Raw genomic sequence first — 20,298 nt, 5'->3', positions numbered from 1 at the left:
TTTTAAGAGAGCGGTAAGTAGATTTTTATTTCAGGACAGTGAATGGAGCCAGAAGGTTCCCGCCCACATTTAGCGGGCGCCCAGATTCACCGGCGAAGAGGAAGACCGGTCCGGATAAAACGAGGATAACTCATTCAGTCTGATGCCAGTATTTTTTGCGGGAGAGAGCGGATGCAGATCATAGTCCTGTGTTTGTAATCGGCCTGCATTCTTGAACTGCGGGTTCGCGCGAATGTCCCCTGTTCCCCGGACCGCTGGTTCAGGAACGCCGCCGTACCAGAGATTGTGATCGAACTCGATCTGGTCCACCGGGCCTGCGACGTCTGTCAGTGAGGCACGTCCGGTCTGCTGAAAAATGTTATTGACGATTCGCGACTGCCGATGTCCCGTGTCGGCATCAATGTGGAGCAGGGGACCGGTCGAACCGCAGGCCGTGTTATGGGCAATCAGGGTCTGCTTCAGACCGCCTCCCCGCTGATAGTTGCCGGAATAAATGGCATAGTAGTTATTCACCAGGATATTGCCGACGATGATATTCTCAGCACTGGGATTTTGATAACCTCCATAATTTTCATTGGCGATCTGAATTCCGGACGCAGGCTGATTGAACCGATAGAATTCCCGCTTACCGGTAGAATAGACCAGGTTGCGACTGACGAGCGTCTGCGTCGTGTTATCCAGATAGACGTTAACAGAAAAATTGTCTGAGACGGTGTTCCCTTCAATGATCCCTTTAGCTGACAGATAAAGCCCGATGCCTTCTCCATAGCAGCGGGAAACGGTGTTGTTTCTGATCATCACATTCTTCGACAGCCCGGCACCAACGCCGAAACTCCACCGCTGATGCGGTTCTCTTTGATTCGACAGCACACAGTCGGTGACGGTGTTGTCTTCAAACAGCAGATCATGAACGGGATCATCCAGGCGGTTATAACCGGCGTAGATCCCACTGCTTTGACAGTTCTGAATCTGGTTGCCCGAGACCGTGACGTGGTGAATCCGACTCCCCGGCCCCCAGATTGAGATACCGATTTTCTGTGCGTTCCGGATTGTCAGTCCCTGAATCCGCACATGATGCGCTAAGACATTGATCAGACTGGAGTCAGCGGGAGTGTCGCGACCGTCAATCACTGCCGTTTCACCCTGCATCGCACGTACGGTGATCGGGTTCCCCTGAGTCCCCGAGGAAATCAGATTCAACGGGCGGGACTGCGGATAGTTGCCTGCGCGGAGAATCAGTGAATCCCCCGGTTGGCGGGTGGAGTTCAAACCGCGGGCGATACTGCGAAAAGGCTGATTCAGCGTGCCGGGGTTCTGATCGTTGCCATTTGGCGCGACATAATATTCGGCAGCGCTCAGCTTTCCGGCAGACAGCATCAACAGCAGGATCACAATCGACGGTAAGCGGGCGAATGAATACACGGCAGAACCTGTTGTGAGAAGGGAGCCAGAGAGGGTGACGGTCTTGCTCTCAGATTAGTCTCCCTTTGTCAGGAATACAAACAAATAATCGATCAATTGTTCCTGAATTGTGCGCCCGGGGTGTTCTGGTATGCTGTATGATAAACGTGTCTATGAGACTTTTGACCGGGGCAACGTCATTCCTTGATACGAGAACACGCTCGATGAAAATATTATCTGATCAGCACACCGCTTTTGAACTGGAAACATACCAGCCGGAGATCGCGTTTCTTCCCATCGGGGCGACAGAACAACATTCAAGGCACCTCCCTCTCGCCACGGATACGATACTCGCCGATCAGCTTTCGACAGCCATCCTGGAACAGCTCGACTGGCCCGGGCATGTTTTCCTGCTGCCGACATTGCCTGTCTCTTCATCGGAAGAAAATACCGGCTATCGCGGGACCATCAGTTTTACCCCGCTGACCATGCGGAGTATTGTGCGAGATATCTGGGATTCACTTACACGGGTCGGCATTCAGAAGTTGATTGTCTGCCCCTGGCATGGCGGCAATTTTATTCTCAAACCCATCATCCGGGAATTGAATTGTGAGAAACAGCAGTGCCACCTGTTTTATCTCAATCCCTGGGAACAGGTGCCCGCTGCCATTTACGATCAGTTCGCACATGGGTTTGAAGTGCACTGCGGCGATGTGGAAACGTCGTTGATGTTGGCGCTTAATCCGGAGTATGTGAAAGCGGAGCGGGTGGATAACCCAACGCCCCACTTCAAGGCACCATTGCAGGACATGTGGTCGATGAAAACGCTTTCCGGCGGAGAAGGACATACGGGGCATCCGACTCAGGCGACTGTAGCTAAGGGGGAGATTTTCAAACAGGCGGTCATTGAGCACTCTGTGCGTTATCTCCAGGAATTATTAGAACTGTCGCAGCAGTATCCTGAGTATTGATTGATATCGATCGTCGCCTTTGTCACATTCTTCCAAAAATCAAAATGATTTCAAAAAGTTCATAATTAGAAGAAATGAATCTCGTTCCTGGCGCATTAGAAAAGATATAGAGATTTCTCAAAAAACTGCGAACCGTTTTTAGGGAAACGCCTCTTAGTTAACAGTCAGTTCGACTGACAGACACGTTGGCATATTTTTAATCACATTCAATAACGGAAAATTACTCCGATGGTTTCTTATTTGTGGACAATCAGTTTCAAAGGCAAACCCGCAGGCAATCTCGAAGCCGGCCTCCCGGCTGAAGATACGCTCGCGCTGAATTTACGCTGTTGACATCTGGTTGATCCTCAGGTCTCTGAAATCACCCGGTGTCGTCAGGCAGCGGGTTTTTTTGTGTCTTCACCAAATCCAATGATTAATTTACTGCAGTCAGGTGCCGCCCTGTTGGCCTCGCGCTCAGGGTACGCACTTTACTTTGGCCCGTTCAACTTCTGGTGAGGTTACCGGTCTTTCTAACCGGGTAGGTCGGGTTCGAATCCCACACGGGTCATTTATCTAATATTGAAGGAGCTTTTAGCATGGTGAGTTTAACACGTTCTAAACGCACGGCCCCCGTTTCTTTCCGGGGTCGTGGTGTAACGGTTGCATTGCTGGCTTTTAACCTTGCAGGTGGGGGTTCGAATCCCTCCGGCCCCATTAGTAATGATTCATGAAACGCACCGGTCGTCTAACCTGGTAAGACGCTGCCTTTGTATCGCGGTGATGTGGGTTCAAATCCCACCTGGTGCTCTCAGAACGGAAATCACAGAAGCTGAAACAACAACCAATTTGCGCCCATGATGTAACGGTAGCCTACTGTCTTGCCATGGCGGAAGTGCGGGTTCGATTCCCGCTGGGTGCTCTTTTTAAACAGAACAGGGTGTGGGGAAGTCTGGTTAACCCGCGTGCCTTGGAAGCACGAGATCACTGGTTCGAATCCAGTCACCCTGACTCCGCTTTGAGCGGCACAGTGTTAGAAAACTGATTTACTGCGGTGGTACTCGTGTTGGTACGGGTGGGCGACTGTTAATCGCTTTGACGCAGGTTCGATTCCTGCCACCGCAGCTTGATAACTAAACCATTCACGCCTCTGGTGTAACGGCAGCATGACCGGTTCCAACCCGGTCGATCGGGGTTCAAATCCCTGGGGGGCGTGCTTTATTCAATCTGGCTCGGTAGGCAACTGGCAGACCACTTTGGCTTAGAACCAGAGATGCTGTGGGTTCGAATCCCACCCGAGCTACTGAAATTCATTATGTCCTCGCGGAGCAGTCCGGAGTGCTCACCTGGTTGTCAACCAGGAGATCATGGGTTCAAATCCCATCGGGGACGCTTACAAACGGCACGGTATGCAAACTGGTAAAGCAACGAAACTTAAAATTTCGTGATTGTCTGCGGGTTCGACTCCCGCCCGTGCTACTGGAAAGAAGACACATGCGTTGGCTGGGCATTGGCGAGCCCAAGTGGCTGTAACCCACCCGCTTCCTGCTGTGGCGGTTCGACTCCGTCCCAACGCACTTTTTTAAACCACCCGGCCAGGTGGCGGAACTGGTAGACGCGCGACTCTCAGAAAGTCGTTCCTTCAAGGAGTGCGAGTTCGACTCTCGCTCTGGCCACTTTTACTTTTCTGCTGACGTTACTTTATCCGAGTCCAGGTAACGATGAGGATCATAAGCTGGCAGGTAATAGATCCAGTCAGCCGCTTCATAGAGAATCACTTCTTTAATCGATTCCTGCTTGAGTAAATCGGCGATGATCTCTTCCCGTCGACGTGTGGCCTGTGTTTTATCCCGGGCACGCAACGATTCCTGTGCCTCGTAGAAAAAACTCTTCGCTCCCCGATAGGTCGATCCATGATTGTCGGACTGATCTGCCAGATATGTCTCCAGTTGCAGCTTCGCAGGCCCCGAGTCAGGCAACAGCCGAAATCCCAGCATAGCCGGCTCTACGCGCAAACCGTGTAAATCGAGCAGCGCAGTACCTTCCGTGATGGAAGGGATCTGATTCAGCCCGCTGGTCAGGTAGCGGTAGTAGCTCGCGTCATAGTGTCCCTCTTCCGGATGTTTCAGTCCGGGAAGTGCAGCGGTTACCTGCTGTTCAACGGCAGCCCTGGGAGGAATTATGGCACGGATTCGTGTTTCCGGAAACGTGTTTTCCAGATCCTGCAACAGGGCACGCAGTCCTTTGGAGACAGCAACATTCCGGGCGTATCGCCAGGCATATTCCGTATCGGGACTCTGACAGGTCTCTGTCCATTCTCTGGCTGGCCAGGTGGTAATCTTTTCAACCAGTTTTGGATCATCCGATTTAAGTAATGGTTGCAAAGCATCCAACTGCGCTGCTGAGACGGGAGCATAGGCACGATCGAGCGTGAGACGCCGGAACGATTTGCCTTTCCGCCGATAGTGCCCGGTGGTCTGCACGCCAGACTCACCATCGCCTGAAGTCCCGGCCAGATGCGTGTGCGAACGAGTATTGAGCATGATTTCGTCAAAGGCGGGCTGCTGGAGAATCGTCTGCAGCTGCTTGACGAACATCGTCCGCGTCGCACTCTGGTTCAGGTCCATAATCTCGGGGAGCCAGTCCGGTCCAAAATCGATGACAATTTGATCCTGGCCCAGGGGACGCACCGCGGGTCCCTTACCCACAATGCGAAAGCTGTTCTCGATCGTCTGGAAGTCAGTGCGGTATCCGCCCGCGGGAGTGATACCGGCAATGCGGGTCGTCGCGTTTTCCGGACTGGTTTCCTCCAGTGCCCAGTACGCATTGAAACGACCCACACGGTTGCCTGCTTTCGCATGCGCCGAGATCGGTAACTCTGCCGGTAACTGGACCTTTCCGGAAAACGGACTCCCCGACTCAATCACCAGATAACGGCTGCCCTGCGGTCGCTGAAGGCCGTTGATCTGAATCTCACCATCCTTTAAAACATTTAGTGTCCAACCCTCAAGCTCCCGCCGTTGCGCTGTCACCCGCTCAGCGATGGTGGCGTAGGTCTGCAATTGGAATTCACCTTTCGCATTCCGCACGAGCACAAACGAATCGTTCGCGATTGGCGGCGCGTCAGTTGCAAAAATCTTCAAATCGTCTTTCGTCAATTCCTGCGGCTTCGATTCGGGAACACTCTCGAAGGTCAGACTCACGACTTCAGTTTTGTCCGCTTTCCCTGCTGCTTCAAACAGTTTGCGGTAATGCGCGAATGCCGTTGTCTCGGGGCTGAAATTGGCGGTCGGTGTCGCGTAGGGTAGAAAGTTCCAGAGAAACGCGCCCTGTTCATCAAAGGCGGGGACAACCAGATATTTCATGAGTCCCTGCTCAAAAGGCCTGAAGGTGGCGGTCAGGGAGATACCGTGATCCGCCGCGCTCTGCGCATACCAGTTTCCCCACTCGGGATGCAGCCGAAACTGCATGATGAAACCGTGCCATTGATACGCCACCCGATGCCCGCGGCGTCCATACATGACCCGGTTCAACGCGTCACTGTTCAGGATGGCCCGCGCCTGTTTCGCATGCAGTTCCCAGTCGGCGGCCGGATAATTGCCAGGGTTTTCAATGACGGGGTAAGCACCCAGCCAGACAATCAGCCTGGAGACTCCGTGTGCCTGCAGGCGGCGGAAGTATTGATCGAAGGCACTTTTATCCACAGGTTTCCACTGGCTCGTCTCATTGTCCCAGAAGATGCGAATGAGATCATCCAACTGGTCGGACAGGTAACTGATGGGGCGGTCGGGCGGAGCAGGGTAGACTTGAAGTACCTGTGTCTGCAGGATCTTCTCTTGATGCAGGAGTATGATGGAGAGCTGAAATGAGTCGCTGTCTGTTTTGTTTGCAGATGTAATATGGAGTCTGCCATCCATGGAGACTGAGATCGCATAACCCTCGAAGTCCAGTTGGGGCCCTTCCGCCAGAAGTTTGCCTTCCTGTTCCGCCTTGAGCAGGATCTGATCGTCCGTGGTCAACTTACCTGAGATCAGCGGCCATGTGCGCTGGCCGCCGGCCCGGTAGCAGAAAGGTGCTTCAGTGTTTCGCTCGGAGAGCCATACCGCCGGTTTTCCCGCTTCTGCGTTTGTGGCGGAGGCAATCAGTAGAAGCAGGCAGATCAGTTTCAGGACTAATTCAGTAGCGATACGCATTCTCTGATTCTCCATCTCTCGTTACTGTGGTCCAGGATCGGTACCGTCTGCTTCTTCAGAACGCTTGGTAATCGGAATGAATTTCTGTGCCCGCTCGCCATAGATGTCTCCGACGTAGACGTTGCCTTTCGAATCCTGAGCGATGCAGTGCACCCCCACTGCTTCGCCGGGCTTGAGTTGTGAGACTTTGGGATTATTTTTGTCTTCGCCGATATCGCCCAGCGGAATTGTCCACAGGCTTTTCACGTGTCCGTCGTTCGCGAGTTTCAGGAAGAGCTGGTCCTTGTACTCCGGATATTTGCCATGTCGTTTCCACCAGTGGGGTGATGAACCACAGATCCAGAGATGGTCATCCGCAGTCACCGAAAGTCCCCAGGGCATCAACAAGCCACTCCACTGGTCGAGGAATTTCCCCTCTTGATTGAAAATCTGGATACGGCCGCTGTTACGGTCAGCGACATACAGTTTTCCCTGGGAGTCAACGACGATCGCATGAGGCAGAATGAATTGCCCCGGTTGGGATCCATACTCTCCCCAGGCTTTGATGAACTTCCCGTTTTTGTCCAGATGCACGATCCGCCGGTTACCATAGCCGTCCGTTACGAAAATGTCACCTGATCTGGTGATCGCCATGTCGGTCGGCATGTTGAAGTGCGTTTCATCCTGTCCCTTCTCACCCCGCACTCCCAGCGTCATCAGCAGTTTGCCTTCCGGAGTATATTTCTGCACGATATGCAGGCCGAAGTCGGTGACCCAGATATTTCCTGCATGATCAATGCGCAACTGATGCGGGTTAACGAAATTGTCTTTCCCCCAGGTTCGTACAAACTTGCCGTCGGCGGTATAGACCTGCACCGGATCCGGACCTTTCTTGAAGAACCAGACCTGATCCTGATCATCGACAGCCAGCCCCGACACCCAGCCTTTTTTGCTGACGTGCTCGGGGTAATGCGGCCAGGCGGGATCGACATCGTATTCGACAATTACCGGCTCTTTGGCAAAGCCGGGATTCTGAGCGAACAGTTCAGACTGACTGACAATAGCGAGGCAGAGGATGAACGTACTCAGAAAAAAGAAGTGCAAACCGGTTCGAGGACGAAGCTGGAACATGGCGAATGAAGGTCCTTTCTCATCAGTTAGAAGCAATGCAGACTCAGTGGTTCTGAAACTGCTGGAGCGAGGAACAGACATCAAAAAGTCCCGCACTCCGGTTAATTCACACTAGCCTATGGCACTATTTGATCTCTATGATAAAATGCGCAAAAGTCTTTAGGATATGCGCAGTCAGCAACAGGTGACGACATGAGTGCGGCTCCCCGCGTGGCATTGCAGATTAATACGTCGACCGGTTTCAGCTCTCAGTTGATTCGAGGCGTGGTGCAATACGCGCAGGAGCATCAACGCTGGAGTCTGCTCGTCCAGCCACGCGGCGTGCGGGAACGCTGGCGGATTCCACGGCACTGGAAGCCGGATGGCGTGATTGCTCGGGTGACCCAGCGTTCCCAGGCCCGTGAATTGCAAAAACTGGGTGTGCCGGTGATTAACGTCTCGCGGAGTGTGGTATCCGGTTTTCATTTTTCTCAGGTCGTTGCGGATGAGCGTCTGGTCGGAGGCTGGGCCGCAGATTATCTGCTGGAACGTGGCTTTAATCATTTCGCCTACCTGGGGCTGGTGACACAACCGCATTACACCGATACCTGTGGTCTGGGATTCACGGAACGCTTGAAATCACAGGGACACACCTGTGCCATGTTGCACACACTCAGTGCAGGCGGACGGGCGCGCAAACAGCCGACGTTTACTGAAATGAAACGCTGGCTCACTTCGCTGTCGCTACCGGTGGGCATCTTTGCCGCTGATATCGAGAGTGCCTACGCAGTGACCGATGCCTGCTGGTCGTGTGGTTTGAATGTGCCCGAGTCAGTAGCCGTTCTTTGTGGCGAAGATGATCCGCTGCTGGCTGAGATTTCGAATCCGCCACTTTCCTGTATCGATGCCGATCCTCGACGGGTGGGGTATGAAGCCGCGGAGCAGCTTGATCTGCTATTGAGTGGAAAAAACGTCTCTCGTTCGGTCCGGCTGGTTCCAGCACTGGGTGTGGTTGAACGCAGGTCGACGGATACGGTGGCCTTCGATGATCCACTGCTGGCCGAAGCGGTCCGTTATATCCGGGAAGCCGCGACGACTCCCATCGATGTGTCCGACGTACTCAAAAAAGTGCCTGTCTCACGACGTGCACTGGAGCAGCGTTTTCAACGTCATCTGGGGCGTACGCCTGCCGCTGAGATCCGGCGTATTCGGCTGGTCCGCGTGCAGGAACTGTTGCGTGATACCGACTGGCCCATGCCTCGTATCGCACGGGCTGCTGGATTCTCCAGTACCGAAGTCATGAATCAGGTCTTCCGTCGCGAACGGGATCAGACTCCTACACAGTACCGGCGGCAGTCACGTTCCCACGCTGATTGAAATTTAATTCTGAAAATCGGCCGCTGTCTGCGAACCTGAAAAGGGGTCCCTGCGTCTTTCTGCTGGATTCTGAACAACCTGCGGGTTGTTTTGATTTTCAGCCTGTTGTTCGTTGTGGCGTCTGAGAGCCACACGCTTCCGAATTCCTGTCCTCTTCTGGCGAGTTGCGATCTTCATCGACACTGATTCATCATGATCACGCACATTGACGCAGAGGGGCAGGTGCCCGGCCGACTCTCATAAGGTTGGAATACCCGGTTCGATTCCGGGCTCTGCTATTTCTATTTCCAGGGCTGGCATGTACCAAGGGCGGCGATGGACTTTTGCAAAGTCTATGTGATGGGTTCGATTCCCCTCCGGTCCATTCTTTATAAAATAATCAGAGCCCATTCACCGATCGAGAAAGCAAAATGAGAGAGACCGATGAGACGCATTATCCAGGTAAGAAACTTCCTCAGCGCGACAGAATGTGCTGCGCTCATCGAACGTCTGGAACAGCAGGGCTTTAAAGAACAGCTCTCCGGCGATCGAGACCGCGTGGTCCGCGCCCGTTGCGTCTTCACGGATCAGGAACTGGCAGACACTTACTGGCAGCGTCTGCAGCAGCATGTTCCCGCTTTGACAGACGTTTATACGGATGAATTCACCCCGTATCCGCATCTGAGTTCACCCCTGGCTGAGTTTCAGCCGTGCGGACTGAATGAAGTGCTGCGCTGTTACAAATATCTGCCGGGCGAACAGTTCCGTCGGCATGAAGACTTTGCCTACGAATGGAGCGAAACCCGCCGGACATTTTACACGGTGCTGTTTTATCTCAACAACGAGTATACGGGTGGGGAAACCACGTTTGATCACAATCAGGTCGTACCGGAAACCGGACTGGCCGTGATCTTTCCGCACGAACTTTATCATTCAGGTAACACGGTGCAGACGGGCATCAAGTACGCGCTGCGTTCAGATGTCATCTTTGCTGTGCCTGAAGTCTGTTAATTCCACTGCTATTCTCAGGGACATTACGATGCAGGAACACGTCTGTCTGATTGGATTCGACGAACCCGAAATTACCGTTTTAAAACAGCGGATTTCAGGTCGCGTCACGGCGCATCCCTCTCTACCCGGTCACCGGGTTGAGGACGGGCAACTGTACGTCGATAACGAACAGGGGGGCTGGCAGTCCCGCGTAGATCGTGTGATTTTTCACGGGATCTTCGAAGAGGATCAGGAACTGTTTGTGGCGCTCGCTCTGTGGGGCGGCCCCTGTTTTCCTAATCCACTGGGAATGCTCGCCTGCCGAGATAAACAGGCCTGTCTGGTGCGTGCGCTGTCACAGACACGCTATCCCGGCAGGGGGCGCGGTTACGTCCCCGCGGGAAGCGTGGTGAATCTACAGACAGAGCAGGTGGCCAAGTGGGGCAACTGGCATTGCGGTGAGAATAAGGCGCGAATCCAGGGAGAGTGGCGGGCCGAATTCAGCAGTACGCTGGAACCCTTTTATCCGGGGGACGCGGTGCGCGTGGTCCTGCTGGGCGAAGAAGTGTTACAGATTCGACTGGCTGGAGACGACTGGTTGAAATCGATCCATGATCCAACGGCCGACTTCATGGAAGTCGACGTGGAACTCGCGGACGACACCCGGGCACTGGCCCGGTATTTCGATCTACCCGTGATTGCCAATGATTATATCGTTGGCGATGACGGACAGAAGTATCTGTTGGAAGTGAATCACATTCCGAATGTCACCCGCTTCCCGCTCATCTGGGAACGGTATGCGGCACTGGTCACTGACTGGTGTCAGACATGAAATAAGCAAAAACCAAACAGGAAGTAACATGCGATCAACACGCGAACTGGATCTGACGAAACTGAACAGTGCGACGAAGTACCCTTCGATCCCCACGTATCATGCGCTCGGAGAACGGGGCGCTCTGTTGGCAGAGACTGTCGACTTCAACGGAGAGCCGCTGATCGCAACGGAAAAGGTGGACGGTACCAACAGCCGGATCATTCTGATGCCCGATGGATGCTACCTGATTGGCAGTCGCGAAGAGCTGTTGCATGCGCGGGGCGATCTGATTCACAACCCCGCCCTGGGGATTGTGGAAACACTCAAGCCGACCGCGGACCGGATCGTGGAGACGGTTTCCACGCCCGCGGATGTCATCACCGTCGTCTATCTGGAAACGTACGGCGGTAAAACGACCGCAGCTGCGAAACAGTACACGAGTCAGCGCGAGTATGGTTATCGTGTGTTCGATGTGAGCCGGATCGCGATGGCGCACCTGGATACCAGCCGTGAAGCGATTGCTGCCTGGCGCGAGAACGGCGGCCAGCCGTTTCTAGCGGAACCGGAACTGGACGATCTGGCTGCGTCACTGGAACTGCAGCTGACGCCGCGAATCGAACTGCGGGAACCACTGCCGACATCCATTTCGGATACGCATGCGTGGCTGGAGTCAATCCTGCCTGCGACGCTGGTCGCTCTGGACACAGAAGCCGGCGGCAGACCGGAAGGCCTGGTGGTGCGTACTGCAGACCGTAGTCGGATTGCCAAAATCCGTTACGAAGATTACCAGCGGCATCAGAAACGGGCAGCTGGTAAAAAGTAGTTTGTAAAGAAAACTCCCTCCCGACGGGAAACCATCGGGAGGGAAGTTTCGAACGTAATCTAGTTTATGTACACTATTGAGATGTGTGGTTTGACTATTCAGAAAGCCACTCAGACAGAATTTTATTCCGGGGTAGTTTAAGGATAGAACACTCGGCTGATATCCGAGAGGGTGCTGGTTCAAGTCCAGCCCCCGGACCTTTTCTAAAGCGATGTCACGATCATGCAAGACGAAAACCTGGATGAAATGCCTGCACTGGAGATCAACCCCGGTTATGCCCTGGGACAGATCGCCAAAGCGTTAACCACTTGGGAAGAGCATCCCAACCCGGACATCTCCCGGCGGGCCAGAGAGAAGGTTGCGAAATGGGTCCAGGCTTATCAGGGACTCGTATCTGGTGAGATTGAAGTCGGTTCACGCACACCCCTGGCAAATACTCCTGCCTGGGTGACGCTCGAAGTCGTTACGGGTGGATTTGCCACAGGAAATTATTCCGCAGGCGGGGCGATTCGCGATCACGAACGGCAACTGCAGCAAAAATTTTCACTGCCGCAGGGAGACGACTTACGACAGGCCCTGAATCTGTTTTTCTTGACCGAGGAAGGTCTCGCCTGGCTGTCGGGCCTGTTATCCTCAGGCTGTTATCGGGTTGAAGTTCCTGAAGAGGGGGCATTACTGGTGGTTGCCTGGCTGCTGGATCAGGGGAAGGCGGTGCAGGCACGTGAACTGCTGGACGTGATCACTCCTTTTTTTGGAAAACTGCGTTTCTTTCCCATTCCCGCTGCTCAGCCGCTGAGTTCCAGTTCTCGAGTCAGTCTGCAAACCGTGCAGGAGACACGACGGAACCTGCAGCAGGTGCGACCCAACGAACGCATCCTGGCACAACGCGAAGCGCTGACGGTCTGGACGCCGCTCTATGACCGAACGGTATCTCTGTTCCTTGAAACAGTCGACGGAGAAGCTCCTTTCCTGAACCAGAAAGGCAAAGCGGCTGGCGGCTACCCGTTCGAGATTCTCCCTGAAGGGTGGACCGTGCGGGCACATCATTTACTTGACGAGTATGCAGCCCTGCGCAAGGTCCATCGCTTGTGCGGCAAGCCTGACCGGAAGAAAGAAAACTTTCCGCAGCTGCGCGGCTTTCTGGAAAAGTTTCTGGCAGACGCTGGTACCCTGTCGGAACGGGACCGTGTACGGATACGAAGTCTGCTGGCACGTTATGTCAACCGCCGTGGTACACCCGAATCTACCCGCTGTCGCGAAATCCGCGACCGACAGGAACACCAGGCGCAGACAGTGCATTACTATGATCTGGCCCGTCTGCTGCAGGAGCGGCTCAAGCAGTATCCGCAGGAAAACGGTCTGGAAGATCTGATCGAAGTCGTGCAGCAAGCCTCAGCAGAGGAGTCACAAGAGTATGGTATTCCAGCAGAAACGAAAGTGCCGGACTGCTTACTAAGAAAGCTGGAACGTTGTCGGATCGATACGATTGAAGTACTGGTTCGAAGTGGGGTGATCACATCTGGAGAGACTCTGGCGAAAGTTCTTCCTCAGATAACAGCACAATTGCGCGCCATGGGAATCCGCGATCCGAGTTTAAAGCAATTATATTCTGCGGTTTATCAGTCATTCAGTCGTCGTCGGTCTTTACTGCTGTTGAACCTGGAGCATCAGGTACGTCTGGAAGAGCTTCCCTGGGTAACCGCGATGAATCAGTTCCGGGATGAGAATCTTTCAGATCAGGAAATCGCCCGGGAAACCCTGCAGGAAGTTTGTACGCTGACATTACTGTCTTTTCCGCAGACAATCATACCCAACAAGCTGTTACAGGAAATACGATCTCTTGCGCGAGCAGCTAAAGTGGATCTGAAGCTGGTTGACGAAATTGCGGCTGATATATTTATGGGAGTTTTTACTTCCAAGTACCTGGAGGCAGCGAGAGTTTCAGCTGAGTTGCTGATGGGCACTTTGTATCAGAGATATTATGATCTGGATTATCAGATGCTATTGGATTTGCCGTCGACAAGTTTATCTCGGCAGAGAGACCAGATATTGATTCAGCTCTGTGAATCGCGCTCGGGGGTTCAATCCGGCTCGTGGAGCGTCGCCCTGAATGGGATGCTCATTGAACAGCAACAGATTATCACGACACAAAATCTGGCAGTCCTGTTTCAATCACTGAATCTGGTTGACACTCTGAAACCGCACCTGTCTGAGATGGCTCGATGCTGCCTGCAGTGGATTGGTTCGCAGTTACATGTGAACTCTCCTTCTCGTCACGCGGCACTGATCGTCTGCAAAAATTCCGCTTATGCTTGGAGACAGATGATTTTCTATCTGTCATTTCTCCCGGAAGCGGAATTGCAGGAATTTCGTGTCTGGGCTGATTCGTGGTGGAAACAACAGCCTGATTCCATTCGGGGGCGATTTCAGCCAGCCATGGCAGGATTGAAACTGGCTCTGGATGGTAAGCCGCTACACACTGATCCGGAGGCACGTCTGTTTCTGGGTTGGTCGAATACAGGACACTGGTTCTTACCCGCGCACTGGTAGAAGAAAATGAGTGCTGAAGATGACAAAGCCTCATCCGGAAACAGGATCGGATGAGGCTTTGTCTTTTTAAGACGCTCGTTTATCAGGAAGCGTTCAATGCCGCCCGCACACCCTCTGCATACGCCGGGTCGACCAGTTCGAAGTGTTTGAGCTGGCGGTCGATAATTTCCTGGGGCACGCCCTGCATGGCTGCGGCGATGTTGGAGAACAGCCGCGATTTCTGTCCGTCGTCGAACAGATTGAACAAGGCACGGGGTTGTGAGTAATCGTCGTTGCCTTCACGGTGATCGTAGCGGTCTGCATCGCCCGAAATCTGCAGAGGCGGCTCGGCGACATCGGGACGTTCAACCGGTCCGTTGAAGGAGTTCGGTTCGTAATAGGCGTCCACGGGGCAGCCGTTCGATTTGAAGTGCATTGCACCGTCTTTGTGATAGTGATGCACGGGGCACCGTGGCTCGTTGACGGGCAGGGCTTCGTAATGTGTGCCCAGGCGGTGCCGGTGGGCGTCCGCATAGGAGAAGACGCGGGCCTGTAACATTTTGTCGGGCGAGTAACCAATCCCGGGCACCACGTTCGACGGAGAGAACGCCGCCTGTTCGATCTCCGCGAAATAGTTTTCGGGATTGCGGTTCAGTTCCAGCGTGCCGACATGGATCAGCGGGTAATCGCCGTGCGGCCAGACTTTCGTCAGGTCAAACGGGTTGTAAGGCGTTTCATCCGCATCGGTCTCGGGCATGATCTGTACCTGGAAATTCCATTTGGGGAACTCACCCTGTTCGATGGAATAGAATAAATCTTCCTGCGTGCTTTCGCGGGTTTTGCCAACCACCTCTTCCGCTTCCTCGTTGGTCCAGTGCTTGTGTCCCTGCTGCGTTTTGAAGTGGAACTTGACCCAGAAGCGTTCGTTTTTCTCGTTGATGAAACTGTAGGTATGGCTGCCGTAACCGTTCATGTGCCGTACGTCGGTGGGCAGACCCCGATCTGAAAACAGAATCGTCACCTGGTGCAGCGATTCGGGTGAGAGAGACCAGAAGTCCCACATCGCGGTGGGAGACCGCAGGTTGGTTTTGGGATGCCGTTTCTGGGTGTGGATGAAATCGGGGAATTTAAAGGCATCGCGAACAAAGAAGACCGGCGTGTTATTGCCGACCATATCCCAGTTACCCTCTTCGGTGTAGAACTTGAGGGCAAAGCCGCGGACGTCCCGTTCTGCATCAGCGGCACCCGCTTCGCCGGCTACGGTAGAGAAGCGGGCCAGCATTTCAGTTTTGGTGCCGGGCTGCAGTGCTTTGGCTTTCGTGTATTTGCTGATGTCGCCTTCGATGGTCAGTGTGCCATACGCGCCCCAGCCTTTCGCATGCACAACGCGTTCGGCGATCCGCTCCCGGTTCTGGTGCGCGAGCTTTTCGAGCAGCTGGTAGTCCTGCAGCAGCACTGGTCCGCGCGGGCCTGCGGTGAGGGAATTCTGATTATCGGGAACAGGGGCACCGCCGGTGGTAGTCAGCGTCGGCTTCTGATTCATCGTGTCACTCCTTGAAAGGATTTTATTAGCAATTCTTCTATGAGACGAGGCTCTACATGCTTTGGCAGAACTCTCATTACTGAACTATATTGGGCTGTGATCAGCGTGTCTAATACTATCTGCGTATAGTTGCGATAACCGGCGTGCATGATCTGTTGTCTGAGGTGAATGCCCTTAGTGTTACTAACTGGGACAGGCATCCTGTTGTCTGGCGTATGTTCTGAGACGTTCCTGGAATGCTTGCAGCAGGCGACTCTGAAAGCGATACGGGTTCCAGACCATCGCGATTTTACGCACCGGTTTGATACCGCTCATCGAACGATAGACACGGCGATCACTCTGATCCAGTTTGCGTGCCATCTGCGGGACCATCGAAATGCCATGCGAAAGCGAGACCAGTTCCTGCACCATCGCCAGCTGGCTCGTCTGTTCGACGGCCACCGGATGAAACGAACGCTGACGGCAGAACGAGACAATATTATCAGACAGGCAGTGCGCTTCATCGAGCAACACGAATGGGAGCGCTTTTATATCGTTCAACCGAATCTGTGGTTTGTTGACCAGTGGATGATCGGGGGGCAGAACCAGCAGCAGTTCTTCCTGAAACAGCTCTTCGACCTCCAGATATTTCGCCGGGACCGGTAACGCCAGAATGGCCAGGTCGATTTCTCCCTGGGTACACCGCTTCAGTAAATGGTCTGTGGTGTCCTCCTGCACGATAATCGAGGCCGCCGGGAATTCCGTGGAAAACTGTCGCAGCAGGTCCGGTAAAAAGAACGGGGCGATAGTCGGGATTGCCCCGATGCGAATCTGGCCACTGCGGCCATCATCCGAGATCTCGGCTTTGGTATCTTCAATCAAAGCCAGAATCTGCTGTGCTCGTGACTGGAGCAGGGTGCCGGCGTCGGTGAGGGCGACCGAGCGGGTCTTGCGTTCGAAGACCGGCTGGCCCAGTTCTTCTTCCAGTTTCTGGATCGAGCGGCTCAGGGCCGGCTGAGAAATATTCAGTTCTTCCGCCGCCCGGGTAAAATTTCCCCGCTCTGCGACCCTCAGAAAATAGCGTAACTGATCGACTTCCATTGATGCATGTCTCCGCACGTTAATGTGATATTCGCATTGTATGGTATGTCGACCATGAATGAAATGCATGAAGAACCGGCTGGATCTCAATCGCTGGTAAACCGGGCGAACTTTCCGGAGGGAACTGCATAAATCATGGTATAATAGTGTGTTGAGGTTCGATTCCTCTGGGGAAGTTCGTCGATATTAATGGATGGTCTGCAGCAGATGAACATATCAAGATCATTGCATGTTATCCGTCTGTGAATTACTCTTAATAGAGAGATCCCACCTTGCGTAAGCGAGTTCCCACCATGCTCACTCCAACGGAGTTATTGATGACTACTGGATTGAAACGCATCTGTCTCATTCTGCCATTACTGACGGCTCTGGCGACGACCGTTTCTGCAGAGACGAAGCAGCCGGAACAACTGACGTACGAAGAACACATTCGGCCCATCTTCCGCGCCCATTGTTATGACTGTCATGGCGCGACCAAGGACCTCAAAGGGGGGCTCGATCTGCGGCTCGTCCGTTTCCTGATCAAAGGCGGCGATTCGGGAGAATCGATCATCCCCGGGAAACCGGATGAGAGCTACCTGATGGAGCGTATTGAAAGTGGCGATATGCCTCCTGGCGAAGCCCGCGTTCCGAAGCACGAAATTGAAATCCTCAAGCGTTGGATCGCCGCCGGTGCGAAGACCGCGCGTCCCGAACCCGAATCGATTGGGGTCGGGTTAGGCATCACACCTGAAGAACGCGCCTACTGGGCCTTCCAGCCGATTAAACGTCCCGAGCTCTCTCAGGAAGTAAAAGAGAATCGCCGAGTGCGGACTCCCATTGATGCGTTGCTCTTACAGGCGATGCCTGAGGGACTCACTTTCTCGCCGGACACCGATCGACGCACGCTGATCAAACGGGCTTACTTCGATCTGCTGGGGTTGCCCCCCAGCCCCGCGGAGATGCAGAAAGCACTCGCGGATCAATCGGAGGGCTGGTATGAACGTCTGCTGGACGAACTGCTCGCATCGCCTCACTACGGGGAACGCTGGGCGCGTCACTGGCTGGATGTCGCCGGCTATGCAGACTCAGAAGGCTACACGGTTAAAGATGATGTCCGACCCTGGGCCTGGAAGTACCGCGACTATGTCATTAAATCATTGAATGAAAACAAACCCTTCAATCAGTTTATCACCGAACAGCTGGCGGGCGATGAACTGGCGGGCAAGCGGGAAGGGGACCTGACTCCACAGCAGATCGAACTGCTCAGCGCGACCGGCTTTCTGCGGATGGCCGCCGATGGAACCGGGAGTGGCAGTAATAACCCGGAGGCACGCAACCAGGTGATTGCCGACACGATGAAAATTGTGGGGTCTTCACTGTTGGGGTTGAGTGTAGCATGTGCGCAGTGTCACGATCACCGCTATGATCCGATTCCGCAGTCCGATTACTTCGCGTTACGGGCGATTTTTGAACCCACCTTCGACTGGCAGAAATGGCAGACACCACAGCAGCGACGGATTTCGCTCTACACGGCAGCTGATCGTGCGGAGGCAGCCAAGGTCGAGGCGGAAGCACAGAAGGTGCTGGCTGAGAAAAATGAAGTCCAGGCCAGGTATATGGCACAGGCGCTGGAGACGGAGCTCAAGAAATATGAATCACCGCTCCGCGAACAGCTGAAGGCTGCCTACGACACGCCGAAAGACAAGCGGACCGCAGAACAGAATGAGCTGCTCAAGAAACACCCGAGTGTGAATATCACGCCCGGGGTGCTCTATCAGTATATTCCGAAGTCCCGAGAAGAGATGCAGGAGTTCGACAAAAAGATCGCAGAGATTCGCCAGAAGAAACCGGTCGAAGAATTTCTGCGGGTCGCCGTTGAGCCTCCTGGTCATGTACCGGTGACAAAGCTCTTCCATCGGGGCGATTACCGTCAGCCTCAGCAGGAGATCAAACCGGGAGGTTTGAAAGTCGTCTCCCCGCCGGATCAACAGCAGCTGTTCCCCGAGAATGATGCGTCTCTTCCGACCACCGGACGGCGGCTGGCCTTTGCCCGCTGGCTGACCAGCGGCGAACATCCCCTGGTGGCCCGCGTTCTGGTCAACCGTTTCTGGATGCATCACTTTGGTCGAGCCATCGTGGCGACGCCGGGTGAATTCGGAAAACTGGGAGCGAGTCCCACCCATGAAAAACTGCTGGACTGGCTTGCTGCTGAGTTCATGGCACAGGGGTGGGATCTGAAGAAACTGCATAAAACCATCATGCTCTCCACTGCCTATCGTCAGGAGGGAGCCCCCGATCCCAGTAAAGAATCGATTGATCCGGACAACCATTACTACTGGCGGAAGCCGATCCTGCGACTCGAAGCAGAAACGATCCGCGACCGGATGTTGAAAGTGACCGGTCAACTCGACGAGCAGTTGTATGGGGCGCCGGTCAGTATTAAAGAAGACGACTTCGGCCAGATCGTGGTGTCGGGCGAGCAGCATCGCCGCAGCCTGTATGTCATGGCCCGCCGCAGTCAGCCGGTCGGCATGCTGCAGACCTTCGATGCGCCTGTGATGGAAACCAACTGTGAGCGTCGCTCCAGTTCGACCGTGGCGACTCAGTCGCTGATGCTGATGAACGGGAGCTTTATCCTCTCACAATCCGGCAAGCTGGCGGAAAAACTGGCCAGGGAAGCACCTGAACTGAAACCGGAAACGCTGGCACAACTGCCGGCACTCCCCGCGACGGCAAAGCCTGTCTGGAGTTATGGCTATCGCAGCCTGGCTGACACGAAATCGCTGGCCAGTGAATTTACACCGCTGCCGCACTGGACCGGATCCAGCTGGCAGGGAGGTCCTAAACTTCCAGATCCGCAACTGGGTTGGGTCACTCTGAATGCCGGCGGGGGGCATCCCGCTACGAAATATGCCGCAGTCCGTCGCTGGACCGCGCCCGCAGCGGGCACACTGTCTGTCACAGGCAAAATGCAGCATGGAAACGAAAACGGGGACGGCGTCCAGGCGCTGGTTCTCTCCAGCCGTTCCGGTCTGGCTGGTGAGTGGAAAGTGTTTCACAACGCCGCCGATACGAACGTGGCTTCACTGGCTGTGCAACAGGGAGACACGATTGATTTCATCACGGGCTGCAATGGCAATACCGGCTTCGATTCTTTCTCCTGGGGGCTGCAACTGACGCTCAAGTCTGAAGGCGGTCCGACTTTCAAATGGGATTCAGCAGCCGAGTTTCGGGGACCGGAACCACCGCAGAAAAGTCTGCCCGCTCAGGCCTCGTACGCGTTTGAACTGGCTTACTGTCGCAAACCAACGGACGACGAATTGCAGATGGTGATCCGCTTCATTGGAAACCAGCTGGCCTGGTTGCAGCAGCATCCCGATCAGTTGCCCAAGGGAGTCACCCCGGTTCGGCAGACGATGACCAATCTCTGCCAGACACTGATGAGTTCCAACGAGTTTTTATACATCGATTAGTAAAATGCTGCTGCATCGCGGTGCAGAATGCGCGTGCGATGCCAGTGCAGATAATCCTTTCAATCAGGTGAGTTA

The 20,298-nt window shown here is 54.2% G+C and carries 12 protein-coding genes and 13 tRNA genes; 20 read left to right on the top strand and 5 right to left on the bottom strand.

The genetic code is table 11. From position 1 onward, the window contains the following. Nucleotides 1-69 precede the first annotated feature (69 nt). On the bottom strand, nt 70-1,422 hold the full coding sequence (locus FYZ48_RS00695; protein WP_149336493.1) for a NosD domain-containing protein: 1,353 nt from the start codon (nt 1,420-1,422) through the stop codon (nt 70-72). 203 nt (nt 1,423-1,625) lie between these two features. Between FYZ48_RS00695 and FYZ48_RS00690 the strand changes: the two genes are divergently transcribed. The 13 genes from FYZ48_RS00690 to FYZ48_RS00630 all read left to right on the top strand — a co-directional run bounded on the left by FYZ48_RS00690 (nt 1,626) and on the right by FYZ48_RS00630 (nt 4,027). After that, nucleotides 1,626-2,372, top strand: a complete 747-nt coding sequence (locus FYZ48_RS00690) for a creatininase family protein (RefSeq protein ID WP_187781808.1) — start codon at nt 1,626-1,628, stop codon at nt 2,370-2,372. Between the two features lie 477 nt (nt 2,373-2,849). Next, nucleotides 2,850-2,922, top strand: a tRNA-Glu gene (locus FYZ48_RS00685). A 74-nt stretch (nt 2,923-2,996) separates the two neighbouring features. Continuing rightward, nucleotides 2,997-3,068 (top strand) — tRNA-Lys (locus FYZ48_RS00680). Nucleotides 3,069-3,088: 20 nt separating this feature from the next. Next, nucleotides 3,089-3,161 (top strand) — tRNA-Thr (locus tag FYZ48_RS00675). Nucleotides 3,162-3,202: 41 nt separating this feature from the next. Next, nucleotides 3,203-3,273: transfer RNA gene (locus FYZ48_RS00670), tRNA-Gly, on the top strand. Nucleotides 3,274-3,287: 14 nt separating this feature from the next. Beyond that, nucleotides 3,288-3,362: transfer RNA gene (locus FYZ48_RS00665), tRNA-Pro, on the top strand. A gap of 39 nt (nt 3,363-3,401) precedes the next feature. Then, nucleotides 3,402-3,476, top strand: a tRNA-Asn gene (locus tag FYZ48_RS00660). Between the two features lie 19 nt (nt 3,477-3,495). Then, nucleotides 3,496-3,567: transfer RNA gene (locus tag FYZ48_RS00655), tRNA-Trp, on the top strand. Nucleotides 3,568-3,580: 13 nt separating this feature from the next. Beyond that, nucleotides 3,581-3,654, top strand: a tRNA-Leu gene (locus tag FYZ48_RS00650). A 14-nt stretch (nt 3,655-3,668) separates the two neighbouring features. Beyond that, nucleotides 3,669-3,743, top strand: a tRNA-Asp gene (locus FYZ48_RS00645). Between the two features lie 9 nt (nt 3,744-3,752). Continuing rightward, nucleotides 3,753-3,830 (top strand) — tRNA-Leu (locus FYZ48_RS00640). A gap of 17 nt (nt 3,831-3,847) precedes the next feature. Then, nucleotides 3,848-3,928, top strand: a tRNA-Tyr gene (locus FYZ48_RS00635). A gap of 16 nt (nt 3,929-3,944) precedes the next feature. Then, nucleotides 3,945-4,027, top strand: a tRNA-Leu gene (locus FYZ48_RS00630). A gap of 3 nt (nt 4,028-4,030) precedes the next feature. Here FYZ48_RS00630 and FYZ48_RS00625 read toward each other — a convergent pair. Further along, the gene (locus tag FYZ48_RS00625) at nt 4,031-6,544 is read right to left on the bottom strand and encodes a hypothetical protein (protein ID WP_149336489.1); all 2,514 of its coding nucleotides are present in this window, start codon (nt 6,542-6,544) and stop codon (nt 4,031-4,033) included. Nucleotides 6,545-6,565: 21 nt separating this feature from the next. Continuing rightward, entirely contained in the window at nt 6,566-7,654 is a 1,089-nt protein-coding gene (locus FYZ48_RS00620; protein WP_187781807.1) for a peptidyl-alpha-hydroxyglycine alpha-amidating lyase family protein, read from the bottom strand. 192 nt (nt 7,655-7,846) lie between these two features. On the opposite strand from FYZ48_RS00620, the gene FYZ48_RS00615 reads away from it, so the two are divergent. From FYZ48_RS00615 to FYZ48_RS00590, 6 genes are all read left to right on the top strand, one after another. Further along, entirely contained in the window at nt 7,847-9,010 is a 1,164-nt protein-coding gene (locus tag FYZ48_RS00615; protein WP_149336485.1) for an AraC family transcriptional regulator, read from the top strand. Nucleotides 9,011-9,433: 423 nt separating this feature from the next. Beyond that, nucleotides 9,434-10,000 (top strand): 2OG-Fe(II) oxygenase, encoded by a 567-nt coding sequence (locus tag FYZ48_RS00610; RefSeq protein ID WP_149336483.1) that lies wholly within the window; start codon nt 9,434-9,436, stop codon nt 9,998-10,000. Nucleotides 10,001-10,028: 28 nt separating this feature from the next. After that, nucleotides 10,029-10,811, top strand: a complete 783-nt coding sequence (locus tag FYZ48_RS00605) for a hypothetical protein (RefSeq protein WP_149336481.1) — start codon at nt 10,029-10,031, stop codon at nt 10,809-10,811. A gap of 28 nt (nt 10,812-10,839) precedes the next feature. After that, complete coding sequence (locus tag FYZ48_RS00600) at nt 10,840-11,616, top strand: RNA ligase family protein (protein ID WP_149336479.1); 777 nt, start codon at nt 10,840-10,842, stop codon at nt 11,614-11,616. Nucleotides 11,617-11,742: 126 nt separating this feature from the next. Then, a tRNA-Ile gene (locus FYZ48_RS00595) sits at nt 11,743-11,814 on the top strand. A gap of 24 nt (nt 11,815-11,838) precedes the next feature. Then, nucleotides 11,839-14,166 carry a hypothetical protein gene (locus FYZ48_RS00590; protein ID WP_149336477.1) on the top strand — a complete coding sequence of 776 codons (2,328 nt, stop codon included), beginning with the start codon at nt 11,839-11,841 and terminating at the stop codon, nt 14,164-14,166. An 82-nt stretch (nt 14,167-14,248) separates the two neighbouring features. Here the strand turns inward: FYZ48_RS00590 and FYZ48_RS00585 are convergent, their stop codons facing one another. Together FYZ48_RS00585 and FYZ48_RS00580 are read right to left on the bottom strand one after the other, a co-directional pair. Further along, nucleotides 14,249-15,688, bottom strand: coding sequence for a catalase (locus FYZ48_RS00585; protein ID WP_149336475.1), 1,440 nt, complete (start codon nt 15,686-15,688; stop codon nt 14,249-14,251). A 183-nt stretch (nt 15,689-15,871) separates the two neighbouring features. Beyond that, entirely contained in the window at nt 15,872-16,768 is an 897-nt protein-coding gene (locus FYZ48_RS00580) for a LysR family transcriptional regulator (RefSeq protein ID WP_149336473.1), read from the bottom strand. A gap of 317 nt (nt 16,769-17,085) precedes the next feature. Between FYZ48_RS00580 and FYZ48_RS00575 the strand changes: the two genes are divergently transcribed. After that, entirely contained in the window at nt 17,086-20,223 is a 3,138-nt protein-coding gene (locus FYZ48_RS00575; RefSeq protein ID WP_149336471.1) for a DUF1553 domain-containing protein, read from the top strand. Nucleotides 20,224-20,298 lie beyond the last annotated feature (75 nt).

The sequence above is a fragment of the Gimesia chilikensis genome, from assembly GCF_008329715.1.
Taxonomy (GTDB): Bacteria; Planctomycetota; Planctomycetia; order Planctomycetales; family Planctomycetaceae; genus Gimesia; species Gimesia chilikensis.
Note: the sequence above shows the minus strand (reverse complement) of the source record. Positions and strands in the feature narration are given on the sequence as shown.